This window comes from Lysobacter sp., assembly GCA_013141175.1.
In the GTDB taxonomy this organism is placed as follows: domain Bacteria; phylum Pseudomonadota; class Gammaproteobacteria; order Xanthomonadales; family Xanthomonadaceae; genus Lysobacter_I.
The window spans coordinates 2,425,595-2,444,291 of the sequence record JABFRN010000001.1 but is presented as its reverse complement, the minus strand read 5'-3'; the positions used below and the strand labels follow the sequence as shown (position 1 = coordinate 2,444,291).

Here is an 18,697-nt window from a genome sequence, read left to right as displayed (position 1 = left end):
GGTGCCGCCGGCTGATTGACGCATTGGTCAACATGACGCAACTGCCGATTCGGACACAGGACACGACATGACTGACGAGGTCAGTCGGTCATCAATCTGACGTTTAGCGTCACTTTCTGTCCCGGTCAAAACGTGATCCCAAGCCCATCCCTGCGAACGCGTTCGCGACGAGAGTCCGCTCGGAGAACTTGGCACGGCTTATGCGTGTGTTTTCGATGCACGTGCTCGGTAGCACGGGCGCCCACGGACCGGATCAACCTCTGGCCACGGGGCACGTGAACATCTTCGCCACACCACTCCCGAGGGGAACTTCATGAAGAAGCAACAAGGCTTTACCCTGATCGAACTGATGATCGTCGTCGCGATCATCGCCATTTTGGCCGCCATCGCTCTGCCGGCGTACCAGAACTACGTCGCCAAGTCGCAGTCCACCGCCGGCCTCGCCGACATCCGTGGCGGCGTGACCGCTTATGAAGAAGGCATCCAGAGCGGCGAGCGCGCTGGCGCCATCGGCCCGACCACCGACATCGGCTTGGCTGCCGCCACCCCGCGCTGCAACATCACCGTGGGCGGCAACTGGGACGCGGCTGCCGGCCAGACCATCGCCTGCAAGCTGAAAGGCAACCCGAACGTTGCGAACAAGACTGTGACCCTGACCCGCAACAACACCGGACAGTGGGCCTGCACCAACGACATCGGCAACGTGAACTACGAACCGAACGGCTGCTAATCCCTGCCTGAGGACGCTTCGTTCCAGAAAGGGGTGCTTCGGCACCCCTTTCCTGTTTGACAGCCTGCACCAAAGTGATCGCTACACCTGCGCAAACACATAGCACGCGTATTCCTCAACAACCCAGACCACTTCTCATGAAGACAATGCGCCCGAGTATCCAAGGTTTCACCCTTATCGAGCTCATGATCGTCGTTGCGATCATTGCAATCCTGACTGCGATCGCCCTGCCTGCCTACCAGATCTATGTGGGCAAATCGCAGGTTACCGCAGGCCTGGCCGACCTGCGCGGCGGCGTTGTAATCTATGAAGAAGGTATCCAAAACGGCGAAAATGCCGGCAGTCCGGCAGACGCCAATGCCATCGGCCTACCGCTGAGCACCGTCCGCTGCAGCGCGATCACGCCTGGCGGGACGTGGGCCGCCACCAATGGACAGACGATCGCCTGCACACTCGCCGGCAATCCCAATGTCGCAGGCAAAAACCTGACCCTGACCCGCGACAGCGAAGGGCTCTGGAGCTGCAGCACGACCGTCACCGCGCTCTACCGTCCCAACGGCTGCTCCTGACACGCGGTTACCCGCAGCTCTGATATGACCCGCGACATCCTCGCCGATGTCCCTGGCCCGATCCTTCGGGCCATTTTTTTCCGAACGCGGACTGGCTCAGAATCAGGCTGCCGACCAGACCGGCGACTTGCCCGTCGGAAGGTCGACACACATTGCTATCGGGACTTTCCCGGGGCGTGAACGGAAGCGGTACTATTTCCCGAATCCTCATGCGGTTTCGATGTTATTGTCGGGAGTGCATGATCCACATGGGTCCGCGCGGGCGAGGCGCAGCGAAAAAGTGAATGTTGCTCACACTTCAAACCTGATCGGTATCACCGGTATCGCCCGGCGCCTGGTGCTGGACGGCGCCTTGGACGAGAACGTCGCGCGCGAAGCGCTGGATGCCGCCACCCGCGAACGGAAGCCGATCGCCAATTACCTGCGCGACCTGAAGCTGGTCACGCCATCGCAACTGGCCGCCGCCAACTCGATCGAGTTCGGCATGCCGCTGTTCGACCCGGCCGTCATGGACCCGAGCCAGAGCGCGATCCGGCTGGTCAAGGAAGAACTGCTCCAGAAGCATCTGGTGCTGCCGCTGTTCAAACGCGGCGGGCGCCTGTTCGTCGGTGTTTCCGATCCCACCAATACCGCTGCGCTCGACGAGGTGAAGTTCCACACCAATCTGTTGGTGGAACCGATCCTGGTCGATGAGGACACCATCAAGCGCACGATGCAGCAGTGGATGGAGTCCAGCGACGCGCTGGGCGGTCTGGACGACGCGGAAGGCCTGGACAATCTCGATGTCTCGAGCGGCGACGACGAACCCGGCGGCGACGGCGGCATCGACAGCAAGAGCGACGACACGCCGGTCGTGAAGTTCATCAACAAGGTGCTGGTGGACGCGATCCGCCGCGGCGCCTCGGACATCCACTTCGAGCCCTACGAAACCGATTACCGCGTGCGCCTGCGCATCGACGGCATCCTCAAACAGGTCGCCAAGGCGCCGGTCAAGCTCAGCCAACGCATCGCCGCGCGCCTGAAAGTGATGTCGCAGCTCGACATCGCCGAGAAGCGCGTGCCGCAGGACGGCCGCATCAAGCTCAACCTGTCGAAAACCCGCCAGATCGACTTCCGCGTCAGCACGCTGCCGACGTTGTTCGGCGAAAAAGTGGTGCTGCGTATCCTCGACGGCAGTGCGGCCAAGCTCGGCATCGAGAAACTCGGCTACGAGCCGGACCAGCAGACACTGTTCCTCGATGCGATCAAGAAACCCTACGGAATGGTGCTGGTCACCGGCCCGACCGGCTCCGGTAAAACGGTTTCGCTGTACACCGCGCTGGGAATCCTCAACGAAGAAGAGCGAAACATCTCCACGGTCGAAGACCCGGTCGAAATCCGCCTTCCCGGCATCAATCAGGTGCAGCAGAACCAGAAGCGCGGCATGACCTTCGCCGCGGCGCTGCGCAGCTTCCTCCGCCAGGACCCGGACGTGATCATGGTCGGCGAAATCCGCGACCTGGAAACCGCCGAAATCGCAATCAAGGCCGCGCAGACCGGCCACATGGTGCTCTCGACGCTGCACACCAACGATGCGCCGCAGACCATCTCGCGCCTGATGAACATGGGCATCGCGCCGTTCAACATCACGTCTTCGGTGAGTCTGGTCATCGCCCAGCGCCTCGCCCGCCGCTTGTGCAATCACTGCAAGCGCGAGGCGGAACTGCCCGAACACGCGCTGCTGGCCGAGGGCTATACCCCCGACGAAGTGCATGCCGGCATCAAACTGTACGAGGCGATCGGCTGCAACGAATGCACCGGCGGTTACAAAGGCCGCACCGGCATCTACGAAGTGATGCCGATGACCGATAAGATCCAGTCGATCATTCTGCAGGGCGGTAATTCCATGCAGATCGGAGAAGCCGCACGGGCCTCCGGCGTGAGCAATCTGCGTCAATCCGCGCTGCTGAAAGCCAGAAACGGCATCACCAGCCTCGCCGAAATCAACCGCGTCACCAAGGACTAAGCCATGGCCGCATCCCGCACCGCCGCCAAAAGCGCACCCGCCACCGAACGCCTGGGCAACCAGATGCCGATGTTCGTCTGGGAGGGTACCGACAAACGCGGCATCAAGATGAAGGGCGAGCAGCAGGCCAAGAACAGTAATCTGCTGCGCGCCGAACTGCGCCGCCAGGGCATCACGCCGAGCGTGGTGAAGCCCAAGCCCAAGCCGCTGTTCGGTACGGCAGGCAGCAGAATCACAGCCAAGGACATCGCCATCTTCAGCCGCCAGATCGCCACCATGATGAAATCGGGTGTGCCGCTGGTGCAGTCGCTGGAGATCATCGGCAACGGCCAGAAGAATCTGCGGATGAAGAACCTGGTCGAAGCGGTACGCATCGACATCGAGGGCGGCTCCTCGATCTACGAATCGATGAGCAAGCATCCGGTGTATTTCGACGAGCTGTATCGCAACCTGGTCCGCGCTGGCGAATCGGCCGGCGTGCTCGAAACCGTGCTCGACACCATCGCGACCTACAAGGAAAACACCGAAGCGCTGAAAGGCAAGATCAAGAAGGCGCTGTTCTATCCGGCCATGGTCATCGCGGTCGCGATCCTGGTCAGTTCGATCATGCTCGTGTTCGTGGTGCCGCAATTCGAGGATGTGTTCAAGAACTTCGGCGCGGAACTCCCGGCCTTCACCCAGCTCATCGTGAGGTTCTCGCGCTTCATGGTGTCGTGGTGGTGGCTGATGCTGATCGTCACCATCGTCACCATCGTCGGCTTCGTTTTCGCCTACAAACGATCGCCCGGCTTCCAGCATTTCCTGGACAAGGTGGTGCTGAAGATTCCGGTCATCGGCGCGATCATGCACAACTCCGCCGTGGCGCGTTTCTCGCGTACGCTCGCCACCACCTTCAAGGCCGGCGTGCCGTTGGTTGAAGCGCTGGAAAGCGTCGCCGGTGCCACCGGCAACTCGGTTTACGAGAAAGCGGTGTGGCGTATCCGCGACGACGTGTCGGTCGGCTATCCGGTCAACATGGCGATGAAACAGGTCAACCTGTTCCCGCACATGGTGGTGCAGATGGCGGCGATCGGCGAAGAGGCCGGCGCGCTCGACACCATGCTGTTCAAGGTCGCCGAGTTCTACGAGCAGGAAGTGAACAATGCCGTGGACGCGCTGGCCAGCCTGCTCGAACCGATGATCATGGTGATCATCGGCGTGATGGTGGGCAGCATGGTCGTCGGCATGTACCTGCCGATCTTCAAGTTGGCCGCTGCGGTCGGCGGCTGAGCCCGGGCTCCCGCATCGATGGCATTCCTCGACCAGAACCCGGCCCTCGGTTATCCGATCGCGGCCGGGCTCGGCCTGCTCGTCGGCAGTTTTTTGAACGTCGTGATCCTGCGGCTGCCGAAACGGCTGGAGTGGGAGTGGAAGCGCGACAGTCTCGAAACGCTGGGCCAGGCCGATCTCTACGACCCACCGCCGCCGGGAATCGTGGTCGAGCCCTCGCATTGCCCGCACTGCCAGCACAGGCTGTCGTGGTACGAGAACATTCCAGTGTTCAGCTGGCTTGCGCTGCGCGGACGCTGCCGCAGTTGCAAGACGCCGATCTCGATCCAGTATCCCGCCGTCGAACTGCTGACGATGCTGCTGGTCACCGCCTGCGTCTGGCGTTTCGGCTTCGGCTGGCAGGGATTCGGCGCCGGAATACTGAGCTGTTTCCTGGTCGCGATGTCCGGCATCGATGTGCGCACGCAACTGCTGCCGGATCAGCTCACGCTGCCGCTGCTCTGGCTGGGACTGATCGCGAGCGTCGACAATCTGTTCGTGCCCGCGAAGGCCGCGATCGCCGGTGCGGTGCTGGGCTATCTGTCGCTGTGGGTCGTGTACTGGGTCTACAAACAGCTGACCGGCAAGGTCGGCATGGGCCACGGCGATTTCAAGCTGCTGGCCGCGCTCGGGGCCTGGGCCGGCTACAAGGCGCTGCTGCCGATCGTGTTGCTGTCGTCGATGGTCGGCGCCATCGTCGGCTCGATCTGGCTGATGACCAAAGGCCGCGACCAAGCCACGCCGATCCCGTTCGGCCCCTATCTCGCCGTCGCCGGCTGGATCGTATTCCTGTGGGGCAACGACATCATCGGCGCGTACATGCGTATCTCCGGCCTGCAGCAGTGATGCCATGGCGGCCACGTCCCATCCGATGTACTGCATCGGCCTGACCGGCGGCATCGCCTCGGGCAAGACCGCAGTCGCCTCCGCATTCGAATCGCTCGGTATCGTCGTCGCGGACGCCGATATCGCAGCGCGCGAAGCCGTCGCTGTCGGCAGCGAAGGACTGGCCGAAGTCGTCGCCGCATTCGGCATCGACGTACTCGACGCGGATGGCAGACTCGATCGCGCCGCGATGCGCAAGCGCGTGTTCGGCGACGACAGTGCCCGCAAACGTCTCGAAGCAATCATCCACCCGCGCGTGCGCGAAACGCTGGCGCGCCAGTGCGCACAGGCATCAAGCCCGTATGCCATCGCCGCGATTCCGCTGTTGGCCGAAGTCGGCGCGCGCACTGCCTATCCGTGGCTGCAGCGCATTCTCGTCGTCGACGTGCCGGTCGATGTGCAGCGCGAACGCCTCACGCGTCGCGACGGCATCGATGTCCCGCTCGCCGAAAAGATGATCGCCGCGCAGGCGACCCGCGAACAGCGACTCGCCATTGCCGACGACATCATCGTCAATACCGGCAGTATTGAAGATCTGCAGCGGCATGTCGCTGCGTTGGATGCGCAGTACCGGACACTCGCAACGTTTTCATAGGATGCGCTCAGCGCACCGCTGAGAAAGCCGCAACTGCGCACAACAATTCCGATCAGACAGATGTGTCCGTCTCACCCACAGCACCATAAGAAAATTCTGCCCTCATAAGAGGGCACTCAAGCTGACTTTCGAAACACCGCCAGACATCGCAGGCCGCTTCATCGCACAGACCACCGCATTCGTTGCTTTAGGGCGCACCCTACACAGAATTCACTGAGATGGCATAGCGCGTGCTCAAGCACACCACTTTGTACACCTTATGGGCTTGTCGGAGTTGTTCAGCAGTCAAATCATGAAGGCATAGACACGGATCTAGCAACCAGCTTAATCAGATCACCTGACTGCACCTCAAGCTCAACACTTATGTTCCCATCAGAATCGCACTGAGGCCCAATAACATCATTAATGGACACGCTCCTTCCCCACTCCTCGCGTTTTGGAACATGAATATCCAAAATCCCCTCCGCAACTAGCCTTACTTCCTCAGACTTCTCGTTGCGAAACGTGATGGTCGCAGTTCCAGCAATCCAATCGATCAAGATGGATAACAATGTCCAATCGTGCATACATATTCCTCATGGGTAATTCAAAGGCAGATGCGCGCCCGAAGATTCCGGTGCGACAAGATTTCCATTGATATCAAGCCTCTCCCCAGCAGGATTGTTAACATGACAGTGTGGTCCATTACAACTGTGTGGATGCGTAAGAACTCTTTGGTTCCCCGTAACAGGGTCAATGTAAGCACCCTTGCCCGCCATTGGGCTCGCGCCTTTAGGAATCAATCCTTTTTCTTTCACGAACCGATCAATCTGTGTGGGAGTTTTTCCCGCTACGTCTCTCGGATCAATATGTGGCGATCCGTTTGCCACACGCGATACTGGCGCATATTTAAGCTTAGCCGCACGCCGCATACCCTTAAAATAATCATACGCCTCCAACATCCGGGCACCACGATGCAGATAATCCGCAACCTTCTGAGCCCCAACCGCACAGTGATTGCCTGAGACCCACTGCACATCTGCAAACCCCTGGGCAATGTCACCGAACAGATCCGCGCAGAAGGATGGATCCTGTCTGCACTTGGCGCATACCGTGTCGAAGCATAGGCCCGTCGAATCCGTAATATTGAGCGGCGACCCACCCACATACCCATAAGTGCTGATGCCCCCCGACAATCCGATCGGATCACTTTCCATATACCGACCGGTCGCCGGATCGTAATCCCTGAAGTAGTTGTAATTCAGCCCACTGATCGCGTCATAGCGTTGCCCCGGGAACCGCATATCGAACACGAAAGCGGTGGAATCGCCATCCGGATCCTCATTCGGCGCCGTATTGCCGAATGCCTCGCCCGCCAGATCCCACGTCCAGACCGTTGTGCCCAATGCACCGCGAACCGGATCGACCACCACGCGCGGTGAACCCAGCGCATCCGCTTCGACGTAATACAATTTCTGTGCCGCGCCGTTGCCTACCCATACACCGACCGGGAGAGAATCCAGCCAGATGATCTGCTGGACCGTCGCAGTGTTGGTGTCGTATTGCCCCATCCAATGGCCGCCATCGTCGTAGGCGAAATACATCGGCGCGGAACTGCCGCCGGAACGCTGGACCTGTTCGCCATTGCCGTTGTAAGCGTAATTGGCCTGCAAAATTCCGTTCTGTGAAAACTGCGAGAGCCGCCGGGCATCGTTGTAAACGAACTGTCTGGCGGTGCCGCTGATGCTGGTGGTATTACCGATAGCGTCATAGGTTCGTGCCGCCGCTGCAGCGGTATCCAGACGATGAGTACCCGTCAGGTAAGCATAGGCAGAGGTCACAGCACCCAGGGTGGCGCTGGTGCGATTGCCGGTCTTGTCGTACGTGTAGCCCTCCAGCACCGCAGTGCTGACGCCATCCTTGCTTTCGATCAAACGATCAAGGCGGTCGTAACCGAACCGCCGTCGCGGTGGATCGGCCTGATCGGCCTGACGTAGCGTCTTGAGATTTCCGACCTCGTCAAATTCGTAGCCGACACTGATGCCCCCTGGCGCATCGACTTCGACAAAACCCGGCTCATAGTTGAGGTTGAGACTGCGCTTCATCATACGGCCGTTGCCGTATGTCCATTCCGACACGGATCCGAACGGGTAGTAAGTCGCACCGGTCAACAATACTTGGCGCGCACCTGTGGCGGTTTTGGCGCCGATCTCCACCACACGGCCCTGGGTGTCGTAGACGTAATCGGCAACCGCACCATCCGGATAGATCACACTGGTGAGCTGCCCGGCCACGCTGTAGGTGTAGCGCTGCGTCAGGATCTTGCCATTGGTGTTCTGCACTTGACGCACCCGATTGCCGAAGCGGTCATAGCAGTACACGGTGTTACCGCTACCATCGACAATCTTGGTGAGGCGACCGATAGTGAAAGTTTCACCGGTGGCGCACGCTGCCTGTGCCGTGTCGTAGGTGTAGCTGATGTTGAGCGAGGATGTCGGGTAACTGATCAACGTCAGCCGATTCAACGCATCGTAAGCGTAGCTGGTGGTGACGTTACGGGCATCGGTCTGGCTCGCACGATTGCCTGCGCTGTCGTACGTGTAGCCGGTGGCGCCGGTATCCGGGCTCGACAGGTGCGTGAGATCGCTGAAACCGTTGTAGGTGTAATTCGTATTCAATCCATTGGGGTCTTTGACCTGGGTCAGGTTGTCCAATGTGTCGTAAGTGAACTGCGTTTCGGCCGCAATGCCGTTCATGTCCCGGAGGATACGGGTGACGCGGTCGAGCGGATCGTAGTTGCTGTCTTCGATACGCGACTGGGCGTCTGTAGACTGATCCAGATTGTCTTTTGCATCATGCGTAAAGCTGCTGATACGTCCATACGCATCTGTGACCGTCTGGAGCTGATCCAGCGTGTTGTAGATGCGCGAGAGCGTCCTTTGCAACGTGCCGGTACTGTCCTTCGTATCTTCCTTGATGCGCCTGCTGGCGGCATTGAGCGTGTAAGTGATGCTATTCCCTGCGTTATCGGCAATGCCTGTCAGACGATGCGCATCGTCGTAGACAAAGGATACGAACGACCCGCCGGGCATGTTCATCTTTTTGACAAGACCGGTCGGCCAATATTCGATACCGGTGATCTGGTCGTCGGTTTCCACACTACCGTTCGTACCGCGACGTTTTCGTGCGGTCAACCTGCCACGGGCATCATATTCCAGATTACTGACGACCCCATTGGCGTCAGCGACAACAGTGGGCTGACCGGCATCGCTGTAGGCCAGGATCTCGGTTACCTGGCCCAGAGCATTGGTGATCTTCCACAGGTCACCTTTGCGATGACTGCACGGGCTGACGCCAGGCACACAACCAGCAGCGTCGGACAGGTAGTACGAATAGGTAGTGATATCAGCAACATCGGTTCGTGCGCCATTCACTGTCTTCAACTGGCCAACCAATGGACACGATCCGGCATCGACATCGGTCTGTTCGCAGTAACTCAGACTGACCGCTCTCGTAACTGATGTCGTCGGGTCGATGGAATTCGCGGTGATCAGCTGTCCACGACTGTTGTAGCCGAACGTCTGCCGCTGCTTGGCGACATAACTGGCACCAGACTTCGCTTGGACCTCATACGAAGTGGTTCGATAACTGGTATCGCGAACGGTGACAAACTTCCGTTCCTCCGGCGTACCGAACGCCTCATAGCGCTCGCTCAGATAATCCGCCGCATATACGTATTTTGTCGTACTTAGAGCGAAGATTGCCTGGCTTACGGCGCCTCCTGAATAAGCGACATTCACCAATCGAGGCCCGTTGACCATGCTTGTAATACGCCGATACGGACCTTCATCCACGATCCCGTATGTGATGACTTCGCCGTAGGGCAATGTCACGACAGGCTGATTGATGGTTGGGTAGTCAATCGTGGTCTTTTCGACGACAGTCCCATCACCCTTGTGTCGTTGGCTCAGGTTGACGCGCCCATTGACGGCATAGCCATAGGATGAATAGCGCAAACCGTTTTCTGTTGTGATTCCCGTCAACGCATGCGGATTATTCGCCAGGGAAAGCGCCGTTTCGTTGTAGTGGTATTGCTTGTTTGTACTATCAGGGTAATTCGCACGGGTGAAGTTGCCGAGAACATCGAACTCGTATTGGACAACGCCACCATCCGGCAAATGTACGCTGTCGAGACGATTGTTAACGTAGTTGAATACGAGCACCCTGCCCGTTTGATCCTGGGCCCGGATCAACTTTTCGCCGTCATAGGTGAAATCGATATGGTAAAGACCATTGGTCGACTGTTCCTGTCGGACCAAACGACCAGCCGTATTGAACGACAGAATTCGCCCTGTTTCGTCATAGATCTTGTAAGTGCCATCAGCGAACTTGACGAGCTTCTTTCGGGACGTTTGACTCGATTTGAACTGATTGTTTCCGAGTGAAAAGAAATATTCGACATTACCGTCGCTACGGACGGTCTTCATATTGTACGTGCCGCCGTTCAGGACGCGATCGCTGAAAGTATGGGTCCACCCTGGCGCGAATGCGGGCAACGTCCCTGCCTGTCGAAACGAGTGGTAATAGCGGGTAAAAGATTCTCCCGCAAACTGGAAATCCACTTCGTCACGCGACTTATCGCCGCTGGCGGGGTGGCAAGGGCCTGGATGCTTTCCCGCAGGACAGGTTGCCGTGCCGCGCTGGTAGAATGTGATATAGGGCATCACATCGATCGGTCGACAGAGCTTGCCGCCAATCACCGTGCCGCCGCCATTCGGCGAATAGGCAAGAGAACTATATCCAGCTACCGCATAAAAGCGGTCCGGGCATTGGAAAGTCTGACGTTTGCCAAGATTGATTTCCCGCAAGTCCGGCTGTGCCCAACCCGGGCACTGAATCTCGTAAGACAGTTTTCTATTCCCTGATGGTGGCAAAGTGGAATTGTTGTAAGAAGCAACGCCATACCCGCTGCGGTAAGAAGATTCATTGACGCTTGCAAATGGCGTCACATATGAATTCTTATAGCCACGATCAGTGAAAGTGCATTGCGGGAAGTCGGTTTTGAGTTTGTTATAAAGACCGTACGCCGCCCCATTCTCCGTACTGCATAAAGAAGAGACAAATGGATCGCCTGCAGGTACGCAAACAGTAGGCGCACCAATTGAGCCGTTGCTATAGGCTTCGGGAAATACCTGCGCTGGCGGCTGATCCGGAATGAAATAATCAACCCGCCATTGTTCCAGGCCCTGAGAATTTGGCTGATATCCAGCCGGCCGTGGCGTCATGGGTTGAATCACGTCGCGATAAGAGACCGGCAGTTTGCTTCGCATATCGGCTTCTGCAGCATCGCGCGTGCTAAAGCATGCACTGACGCTATTCAAGACATTGCAGAATGTGTTGTCGCTTGTCTGGGCAAATAAATCCGATGGCTTCAAAGCCAAGCAGGTCAGCAGCAGCGCGGCCAGCACGAACATCCTCTTCATTGTTTTCTCCCTTCAGCTTGGCCGGAATTCTGCTTATGGCATCACGAAAAGCACAGCTCAAATTTAACTCGTTTGAAAAATTGTACTCGAACGAGCGTTTACGAAAGCGAATTTAGATCACTAAATCCATCTTCACCTACTGCAAGCATCTCGCTATCGAAGCGTTATTTTTGATAGCCTTTTCCTTCGCCAATGATTACCACACCACCCTTCATCACGAACGCGACGTGTTCCAACAGCGTCACATCCTGCGCGGGGTTGCCGCTTACTGCGACGATATCAGCGAGGCGCCCGGTTACGATCACGCCGATATCGTTGCGACCCAGCGCTTCGGCGGCGTTGATCGTGGCCGACTGGATCGCCTGCGTCGGGGTCATGCCGTAGCGCACCATCACCGCGAACTGTTTTGCGTTGTCGCCGTGCGGAAAGATGCCTGCATCGGTTCCGAAGACCATCTTCACGCCGGCCTGGTGTGCGCGGCGGAAGTTTTCGCGCTGGATGTCGCCGAGTTCGCGATCCTTGCGCAGGTTGTCTTCGAGCACGCCGTTCTTCTTGCCTTCCGCCTGCGTGTAGTCGGTGTTGTAGATGTCCATCGACAACCAGGCGCCGTACTGCTTCGCGAGGCGGATGCCTTCGTCGTCGAGCAGGCTCGCGTGTTCGATGGTGCCTACGCCGGCGCGGATCGCATCGCGGATGCCTGCAGCGCCGTGCGCATGCGCCGCGACTTTCAAGCCCCACATCTGCGCTTCGTCGACGGCCGCCTTCATTTCGGCGTAGGTCATCTGCTGCTGGCCGGGTTCGGTGTTGCGCGAGAACACGCCGCCGGTCGCGCAGAGTTTGATCACCTGCGCGCCGTATTTGCGGATTGCGCGCACGGACTTCCGCGCTTCTTCTGGTGAGTCAGCGTTGTAGGGATTGCGGTCGTTCATCGACGGCGGAAAATACGTGGAATCGCAGTGTCCGCCGGTCGCGCCGAAAGCGAAGCCCGCAGGCACGATGCGCGGGCCGACGATCTTGCCCTCGTCGATCGCCTGCTGCAGGCCGACGTCGTTCCAGTCTTCCGAGCCGAGGTTGCGGATCGTGGTGAAACCGGCCATCAGTGTTTTCTGCGCGTGCACCACCGAGACCGCCGACCAGAAGCGGTCGCTGAACTGCAGATACGAATAGCCGCTGTAGGTCGGATCGCTGTCGATGTGCACATGCATGTCGATCATGCCGGGCAACAGCGTCACGTCGCCGAGGTCGTAGCGCGCCATGTCGGTGGTGAGAATGAACGCGTCCCTGCCGGAGGCGACCTGTTTGATGCGGCCGTCTTCGATCAGCAGATGCACGTTTTCGAGCATCCGGCCGCTGCGCACGTCGAGCATGCGCGCGGCGCTGACGACGGATGCGTTGCCGTGGGGTTTCGCCGCCTCTTGGGCTCGGGGCGAGAAACTGGCTGCGGTCAGGGTCAAGCTGCAGAACAGCGTCAGGAGATGCAGTCGACGCATGGTTGGCTCCTATGTGGGAGCGGCGGAAGCCGCGATTGATCGTGGGAAATGAATCTGCAATCCATCGCGGCTTGCACCGCTCCTACAGAAGATTATCAGCCCGCCGGCCGCAGTTCGAACGCGGGCGCAGGCGTCAGCCACGGCAGCAGCCAATGATCCACCAGCAGGAACGCGAACAATGCCATCAGGTACACGATGGAATAGTTGAACGTGCGCATGGCGAAGAATTCGTCCGGCGGATCGAGCATCTTCCACGCGTACCAGAGAAACACCGCGCCCAGCACCAGCGCGCCGCCGAGGTAGAACAGACCGCTCATGCCCACGGCCCACGGCAGGACGGTGATCGCGACCAGCAGCACGGTATAGAGCAGGATCTGCCAGCGGGTGTATTCCACGCCGTGGGTGACCGGCAGCATCGGCACCAGCGCGCGGGCGTAGTCGTCGCGACGGAAGATCGCCAGCGCCCAGAAATGGGGCGGCGTCCACACGAAGATGATCAGCACCAGCAGCAGCGCGTGCGCCCAATCCCACTGGTTCTGCATGCCGGTCACGGCGGCCCAGCCAAGCAGGGGCGGTGCGGCGCCAGCGATACCGCCGATGACGATGTTCTGTGGCGTGGCGCGCTTGAGCCATGCGGTGTAGACGATGGCGTAACCGATCAGCGATGCGAACGTCAGCGCCGCGGTCATCGGATTGACCATCGAAATCAGCATGGCCATCGACAGCGCACCGAGGAACACCGCGAACGCGAGCACCTGCGCCGGCTTCAATGCGCCGGTCGCGAGCGGACGATGCGCGGTGCGCGCCATGATCCGATCGATGCGCTGGTCGATCAGATGATTGATCGCCGCCGCGCTGGCGGCGGCCAGCCAGATGCCGATGAAGCCGAAGACGCTCTGGCGCAACGGCGGCAATCCCGGCACCGCGAGAAACATGCCCACGAATGCAGTGAACACGATCAGCGCCACGACCCGTGGTTTGGTGAGTGCCCAGTATTCGCGCATCGGGATCGTCATCGGTATGCGCTCATACCTTCGGCCGGCACAGACGCGCCAGCAGGCCGACCAGCAGGAACAGCAGCAGCGCGGCGACACCGTTGTGCATCACCGCCGTCCACAGCGGCAGACCGAGCATGACGTTGGCGATGCCCAACCCTACCTGGACCAACAGCAGCACACCGAGCACCACGCCGGTGAGCCAGAGCCCCGGCGTGCGGATCAGCTTCAGCGCCATCCACAGCAGGTAGAGGAACACCACCAGCGCCATCGTCCGATGCGCCAGCTGGATCGCGATCCGCGATGCGCCGTCGAGCACGCCGCCTTCGTAATCGGCGCCAACCCCACGCCAGAGCACGAAGCCTTCCCTGAAGTCGTGCGGTGGTATCCACTGACCCACGCAGGTCGGGAAGTCGTTGCCGCAGGCGAGCGCCGCATAGTTGGCGCTGACCCAGCCACCGAGCGCGATCTGGATGCCGACCACGCATACCGCACCGATCAACCACCAGCGCATCGCGTTCGCGCCGGCGATGCGCACCGGGCTGTCTGTGGCACGCCAGGCCATCCATGTGAGCATCGAGAACGTGGTCATGCCACCGAGCAGATGACCCATGACGACGATGGGCTTGAGCAGCCATGTGACCGTCCACATGCCCAGCAGCGCCTGGAACACGATCAGCATCAGCGTGAACGCGGCGACACGCGACAGATCGTCGTTGCTCCAGCGCAGCGCCGCGATCAGCAGGATCAGTTCGCCCAGCACCGCACAGGCGACCGCTGCATCGTGCATGCCGCGCATGTACAGCGGAATGCCGAGTGCGATCAAACCGGCCGCCAGCAATATCTGCGCGATGCCGAAGCGACGGCGCCGCGCCGCGAGCAGCGCGAGCAGCAACACCAGCGTGCCGAGCACGGCGGCGGCATGACGGTGCACCTGTTCGCGCCAGGCCTTGTGCGTCTCGAACGGGCGGATCGCACTGGCCGCATGGTCGTCGGCATCGCCCACCGCCTGCGGCCACGTCGCGCGGCCATAGCAGGTCGGCCAATCGGGACAGCTCAGGCCTGCGTTCGACAGCCGCACGAACGCACCGAACACGATCACGCACAGCGCCAGCACGACCGCCAGCCAGGCGATGCGATGGAAGTGGCGATAGACCGTCGGTTTGTGCGCGGCCGGCTTGGCGTCTGTTGTGTCGTTCGACATGAAAGCGTTCTTCTTACTTGAGTTTCAACAGCCGGGACACGTCCTGGCGGAGATGCGAGGGATCGAAACCGGGGGCATAGCGCAGGATGACGAAGCCGTTGGGATCGACCACGTAGACCGGGATGCCCGCAGGGTCATCGACGCGTGGCAGTGCGTGCCGCAAAGCCGGATCGTCGCGCAAGCCGCGCGTCTCCCGCATTTTCAGCGCAGTTTCCGGCACATTGCCGACCCACAGCACATGCACGCGATCGGCATCGCGCCCGAACAACTGCGTCACCAGATCGAGTTCTGCGGACAGCGCAACGCAGGGTTCGCCGCAGTCGGCAGGCGGCGCGACCACGATCCGCCATACGCGTTCGACCGGATTCCAGCGGTATTCTCCGCCGGTGAGCAGGACTGGCTTGAGCGTGCGCAGGTCGCCGGGCGGCTGCAGCAATTCGCCGTGATTCTTCATCCCGGCGGGACGCCAGCCCGAAAAGCGCAGGAGACCTGCGAGCGCGAACGCGCCGAAGAAGAGCGCGAAGATCGCGATCAGTACGAGTCGATTGCGGCCACGTTGGCGTGCGGCGGTGTCGTTCATGGCAGAAGCCTGTCGTTGCGGTGCGCGGCTGCGCGGCGTGCGCGCCACGTCAGCAGCAGCGCGGTGATCAGTACGGTCGCCGCCAATCCGAACCACTGTACGGCATAGCCGAGGTGCCGTTCGGGCGGCAGCGTGTTGGGCAGGATGTCGAAATCGCGCTCGAAACCGAAACCGGACTGCGGCTCCGGGCGAAAGACCCGCGGTGCCAGCGTGGGCTGCTTCAGCGCGGTCCGCAGCGTCGGCAGATCGATGGCCGTCGCCAGCAGCGTGCCATCGGGCTGCGCGACCGGCCCACCCACGTCGATGCCCTGCCCCGGCGGTGGCAACAGCAGACCCGACAGTCGTAGGCGCGCAGGATCGGAAGCCAGCCTGGGCAATGTCCGATCGGGCGGCAGCGCGACCCAACCCAGATCCAGCAACACCCGAGCGCCTTCATTCGACACGAACACGCGATAGGCGCGCACACCCGCCACGCCACCCAGCTGCTGATTGTCGAGCAGCACCATCGGGCCATCCGCGAAGCCGCCTTCGAGATCGACCCAATCGTATGCCTGGGCGCGGCCCGTATCCACGATCACAGCCGACGACTGCGGCAGGCGCGCGGCCAGCACCGCGGCGACATTTTCGAGTCGTTCGCGCTTCTCGGCGGCGCGTTCCAGTTGCCAGAATCCAAGGCGCGCGAACAGCGCCAGCGCAAGCAATGCGATCGCCCACAGGAACAGCGGATGGCGGCGCAGATTCATCCGGACGTCCTCATCCCCTGCGATAATGCCGGGCACACCACGTGCAGCCGCGCACGCCGCTGGAGCGTCTCATGAGCGATTCGTTGAAGACCCTGCTCATCATCGGGTTTCTGATCCTGATACTGTGGAATCTCGGGGCGGGCCTGTATTACATGCTGGTCGACAAGGGCCAAACCAAGCGCACGGTCAATGCGCTGACCAAACGCATCGCGCTGTCCGTCGCGCTGATCCTGCTGGTGGTTCTGGCGATCTTCATGGGCTGGATCGAACCCCATGGCATCGGCAGCAGGCCCGCAGGCTGAGCGGGCGCGGCATCCGATCCGCCTCATCGACTGCAGACAAGAAGGCCGGCGCAATGCCGGCCTTCTTCGTTTCTGGCGTGCGCGAACGTGGTATGCGCGAATCCGCAATGCGTGAAGCGTGCCCGCGAAATCCTCGCCCGCACTCCGGATGTCAGAGGACGTAGACGAACAGGAACAGGCCCAGCCACACCACGTCGACGAAATGCCAATACCACGCCACGGCTTCGAACGCGAAGTGCTGGTCCTTGGTGAAGTGGCCCCTGGCGCAGCGCAGCCACATGATCGCCAGCATCAGCGTGCCGAGGGTCACGTGCGCGCCGTGGAAACCGGTGAGCATGAAGAAGGTGGAGCCGTAGATGCCCGAACCGAGGGTCAGATTCAATTCCTGGTAGGCGTGGATGTATTCCTCGGCCTGCAGGAACAGGAAGGTGCAACCCAACAGCACGGTCGCGCCCAGCCACACCAGCAGCGCCTTGCGATGCGCCGCTTTGAGCGCATGGTGGGCCATGGTGACGGTGACGCCCGAGGTCAACAGGATCAGGGTGTTGGTCAGCGGCAATCCCCAGGCGGGGATGGTCTGGAAAGTACCGCCAACGCTCTCGGGGCCACTGCTGGGCCAAGCAGCGCTGAAATTCGGCCACAAGGTGGCATTGGTCAGCGCACCATCGCCTTCGCCACCCAGCCACGGCAATGCGAACTGGCGGGTGTAGAACAGCGCGCCGAAAAACGCAGCGAAGAACATCACTTCCGAGAAGATGAACCACACCATGCCCATGCGGAACGAGGTGTCGACCTGCTTGTTGTAGTGACCGGCCAGCGATTCGAGGATCACGTCGGCGAACCACTTGAACAGGATCGCCATCAGTCCCGCGAGCCCGAGGAAGAACACGCTCTTGCCCCAGGCGACATGGTTCAACCAGCTGGCGAAGCCGAGCATGGTGGTGAACAGGAACACCGAGGCGAACACCGGCCACTTGCTGCCATGCGGTACGAAGTAGGCGTTCTGATCGTGGTGGTCGGCGTGCGCTTGGGCCATGGCGGTCGTCTCGCGGAAAGTCTGATGAGAAATCTGATTGGAGTCAGGGCGAGCTGCGCTGTGCATCGGTCGAAACGCCCGACTTGGGCGCGTTCAACCTGGCGGTGAGCAGATCGTTCTTGAAGAAAGTGTAGGACAGCGTGAGCGTGCGTACGTCCTCCGGCAGATCCGGATCGACGATGAAACGCACCGGGAGCTCGCGCCTCTCGCCAGCAGCGAGCGTCTGCGCGGTGAAGCAGAAGCATTCGGTCTTGTTGAAATACTGCGATGCCCGCGCCGGCGCGACCGACGGCGTGGCGCTGCCGACAATGTCGCGTTGGCTGGTGTTGCGCGCGAAATAGGTGGTTTCGTACACCTCGCCCGGACGGACCTGCATGCTCATCGCCATCGGACCGAATTCCCAAGGCAGCTTCGAGTTCACGGTGCTGTCGAAGGTGACCGTGACCAGGCGATCGTTCCGCGCGGTCGTCGCCACGACGCCAGCGTCGGCCGCGCCTCGCTCGAGACGGATGCCCAGGAATTTTTCGCAGGCGATCCGATACAGCGGAACCAGGGCGAAACTGAACCCGAAAGCCGCCAGCGACACGGCGACCATGGCGGTGACGCCGAAGCGGCGCGTGCGCGCAATGGGGGCGTCGGCGTTCATTGCGAGAGCGCGTTCAGGGCGATGAAGCCGACATACACCGCGACCGCGATGCAGGCCGCGATCAGCGCCGTGCGCCGCGCCGAAGCCCGACGGACGGCGATCTGCTCGTCGGTCAAGGGAATGGGCGGCTGCGAAGTCGTCATTGTC

At 60.6% G+C, this 18,697-nt stretch carries 17 protein-coding genes; 7 read left to right on the top strand and 10 right to left on the bottom strand.

The window, feature by feature from the left end; all coding sequences use genetic code 11:
* Positions 1-313: 313 nt before the first annotated feature.
* The 6 genes from HOP03_10740 (at position 314) to HOP03_10715 (ending at position 6,092) form a co-directional block, all read left to right on the top strand.
* Positions 314-730 carry a pilin gene (locus HOP03_10740; protein ID NOT88650.1) on the top strand — a complete coding sequence of 139 codons (417 nt, stop codon included), beginning with the start codon at positions 314-316 and terminating at the stop codon, positions 728-730.
* A gap of 137 nt (positions 731-867) precedes the next feature.
* Positions 868-1,299 (top strand): prepilin-type N-terminal cleavage/methylation domain-containing protein, encoded by a 432-nt coding sequence (locus HOP03_10735; protein ID NOT88649.1) that lies wholly within the window; start codon positions 868-870, stop codon positions 1,297-1,299.
* 280 nt (positions 1,300-1,579) lie between these two features.
* Positions 1,580-3,304 carry a type IV-A pilus assembly ATPase PilB gene (gene pilB / locus HOP03_10730; protein ID NOT88648.1) on the top strand — a complete coding sequence of 575 codons (1,725 nt, stop codon included), beginning with the start codon at positions 1,580-1,582 and terminating at the stop codon, positions 3,302-3,304.
* Positions 3,305-3,307: 3 nt separating this feature from the next.
* Entirely contained in the window at positions 3,308-4,573 is a 1,266-nt protein-coding gene (locus HOP03_10725; protein ID NOT88647.1) for a type II secretion system F family protein, read from the top strand.
* An 18-nt stretch (positions 4,574-4,591) separates the two neighbouring features.
* Positions 4,592-5,458, top strand: coding sequence for a prepilin peptidase (locus tag HOP03_10720; GenBank protein NOT88646.1), 867 nt, complete (start codon positions 4,592-4,594; stop codon positions 5,456-5,458).
* Positions 5,459-5,483: 25 nt separating this feature from the next.
* Positions 5,484-6,092 (top strand): dephospho-CoA kinase, encoded by a 609-nt coding sequence (locus HOP03_10715; GenBank protein ID NOT88645.1) that lies wholly within the window; start codon positions 5,484-5,486, stop codon positions 6,090-6,092.
* Between the two features lie 290 nt (positions 6,093-6,382).
* Here the strand turns inward: HOP03_10715 and HOP03_10710 are convergent, their stop codons facing one another.
* From HOP03_10710 to HOP03_10680, 7 genes are all read right to left on the bottom strand, one after another.
* Entirely contained in the window at positions 6,383-6,658 is a 276-nt protein-coding gene (locus HOP03_10710) for a hypothetical protein (protein NOT88644.1), read from the bottom strand.
* Between the two features lie 9 nt (positions 6,659-6,667).
* Positions 6,668-11,554: an RHS repeat protein gene (locus HOP03_10705; GenBank protein NOT88643.1), complete on the bottom strand. Its 4,887-nt coding sequence runs from the start codon at positions 11,552-11,554 to the stop codon at positions 6,668-6,670.
* A gap of 164 nt (positions 11,555-11,718) precedes the next feature.
* Complete coding sequence (locus HOP03_10700) at positions 11,719-13,044, bottom strand: amidohydrolase family protein (GenBank protein ID NOT88642.1); 1,326 nt, start codon at positions 13,042-13,044, stop codon at positions 11,719-11,721.
* A gap of 95 nt (positions 13,045-13,139) precedes the next feature.
* Complete coding sequence (locus tag HOP03_10695) at positions 13,140-14,060, bottom strand: protoheme IX farnesyltransferase (protein NOT88641.1); 921 nt, start codon at positions 14,058-14,060, stop codon at positions 13,140-13,142.
* A gap of 10 nt (positions 14,061-14,070) precedes the next feature.
* Positions 14,071-15,243 carry a COX15/CtaA family protein gene (locus tag HOP03_10690; protein NOT88640.1) on the bottom strand — a complete coding sequence of 391 codons (1,173 nt, stop codon included), beginning with the start codon at positions 15,241-15,243 and terminating at the stop codon, positions 14,071-14,073.
* Positions 15,244-15,256: 13 nt separating this feature from the next.
* Positions 15,257-15,823, bottom strand: a complete 567-nt coding sequence (locus tag HOP03_10685; GenBank protein ID NOT88639.1) for a hypothetical protein — start codon at positions 15,821-15,823, stop codon at positions 15,257-15,259.
* Complete coding sequence (locus HOP03_10680; protein NOT88638.1) at positions 15,820-16,566, bottom strand: SURF1 family protein; 747 nt, start codon at positions 16,564-16,566, stop codon at positions 15,820-15,822. Before HOP03_10680 ends, HOP03_10685 begins: the two co-directional genes overlap by 4 nt.
* A gap of 71 nt (positions 16,567-16,637) precedes the next feature.
* On the opposite strand from HOP03_10680, the gene HOP03_10675 reads away from it, so the two are divergent.
* Positions 16,638-16,868 carry a twin transmembrane helix small protein gene (locus tag HOP03_10675; GenBank protein ID NOT88637.1) on the top strand — a complete coding sequence of 77 codons (231 nt, stop codon included), beginning with the start codon at positions 16,638-16,640 and terminating at the stop codon, positions 16,866-16,868.
* Positions 16,869-17,019: 151 nt separating this feature from the next.
* On the opposite strand, the gene HOP03_10670 is transcribed toward HOP03_10675, so the two are convergent.
* Genes HOP03_10670 through HOP03_10660 form a run of 3 tightly spaced genes read right to left on the bottom strand, consistent with a single transcriptional unit; the run spans position 17,020 to position 18,693 of the window.
* Complete coding sequence (locus HOP03_10670) at positions 17,020-17,904, bottom strand: cytochrome c oxidase subunit 3 (protein ID NOT88636.1); 885 nt, start codon at positions 17,902-17,904, stop codon at positions 17,020-17,022.
* 43 nt (positions 17,905-17,947) lie between these two features.
* Positions 17,948-18,550: a cytochrome c oxidase assembly protein gene (locus HOP03_10665; protein ID NOT88635.1), complete on the bottom strand. Its 603-nt coding sequence runs from the start codon at positions 18,548-18,550 to the stop codon at positions 17,948-17,950.
* The gene (locus tag HOP03_10660) at positions 18,547-18,693 is read right to left on the bottom strand and encodes a hypothetical protein (protein ID NOT88634.1); all 147 of its coding nucleotides are present in this window, start codon (positions 18,691-18,693) and stop codon (positions 18,547-18,549) included. Before HOP03_10660 ends, HOP03_10665 begins: the two co-directional genes overlap by 4 nt.
* Between the last annotated feature and the right edge of the window lie 4 nt (positions 18,694-18,697).

What these genes read in the sequence shown, in the direction of transcription:
- HOP03_10740 (NOT88650.1), top strand. Translation starts at nt 314, where the DNA reads ATGAAGAAGCAACAAGGCTTTACCCTGATCGAACTGATGATCGTCGTC.
- HOP03_10735 (NOT88649.1), top strand. Translation starts at nt 868, where the DNA reads ATGAAGACAATGCGCCCGAGTATCCAAGGTTTCACCCTTATCGAGCTC.
- HOP03_10725 (NOT88647.1), top strand. Translation starts at nt 3,308, where the DNA reads ATGGCCGCATCCCGCACCGCCGCCAAAAGCGCACCCGCCACCGAACGC.
- HOP03_10720 (NOT88646.1), top strand. Translation starts at nt 4,592, where the DNA reads ATGGCATTCCTCGACCAGAACCCGGCCCTCGGTTATCCGATCGCGGCC.
- HOP03_10715 (NOT88645.1), top strand. Translation starts at nt 5,484, where the DNA reads ATGTACTGCATCGGCCTGACCGGCGGCATCGCCTCGGGCAAGACCGCA.
- HOP03_10710 (NOT88644.1), bottom strand. Translation starts at nt 6,658, where the DNA reads ATGCACGATTGGACATTGTTATCCATCTTGATCGATTGGATTGCTGGA.
- HOP03_10705 (NOT88643.1), bottom strand. Translation starts at nt 11,554, where the DNA reads ATGAAGAGGATGTTCGTGCTGGCCGCGCTGCTGCTGACCTGCTTGGCT.
- HOP03_10700 (NOT88642.1), bottom strand. Translation starts at nt 13,044, where the DNA reads ATGCGTCGACTGCATCTCCTGACGCTGTTCTGCAGCTTGACCCTGACC.
- HOP03_10695 (NOT88641.1), bottom strand. Translation starts at nt 14,060, where the DNA reads ATGACGATCCCGATGCGCGAATACTGGGCACTCACCAAACCACGGGTC.
- HOP03_10690 (NOT88640.1), bottom strand. Translation starts at nt 15,243, where the DNA reads ATGTCGAACGACACAACAGACGCCAAGCCGGCCGCGCACAAACCGACG.
- HOP03_10685 (NOT88639.1), bottom strand. Translation starts at nt 15,823, where the DNA reads ATGAACGACACCGCCGCACGCCAACGTGGCCGCAATCGACTCGTACTG.
- HOP03_10680 (NOT88638.1), bottom strand. Translation starts at nt 16,566, where the DNA reads ATGAATCTGCGCCGCCATCCGCTGTTCCTGTGGGCGATCGCATTGCTT.
- HOP03_10675 (NOT88637.1), top strand. Translation starts at nt 16,638, where the DNA reads ATGAGCGATTCGTTGAAGACCCTGCTCATCATCGGGTTTCTGATCCTG.
- HOP03_10670 (NOT88636.1), bottom strand. Translation starts at nt 17,904, where the DNA reads ATGGCCCAAGCGCACGCCGACCACCACGATCAGAACGCCTACTTCGTA.
- HOP03_10665 (NOT88635.1), bottom strand. Translation starts at nt 18,550, where the DNA reads ATGAACGCCGACGCCCCCATTGCGCGCACGCGCCGCTTCGGCGTCACC.
- HOP03_10660 (NOT88634.1), bottom strand. Translation starts at nt 18,693, where the DNA reads ATGACGACTTCGCAGCCGCCCATTCCCTTGACCGACGAGCAGATCGCC.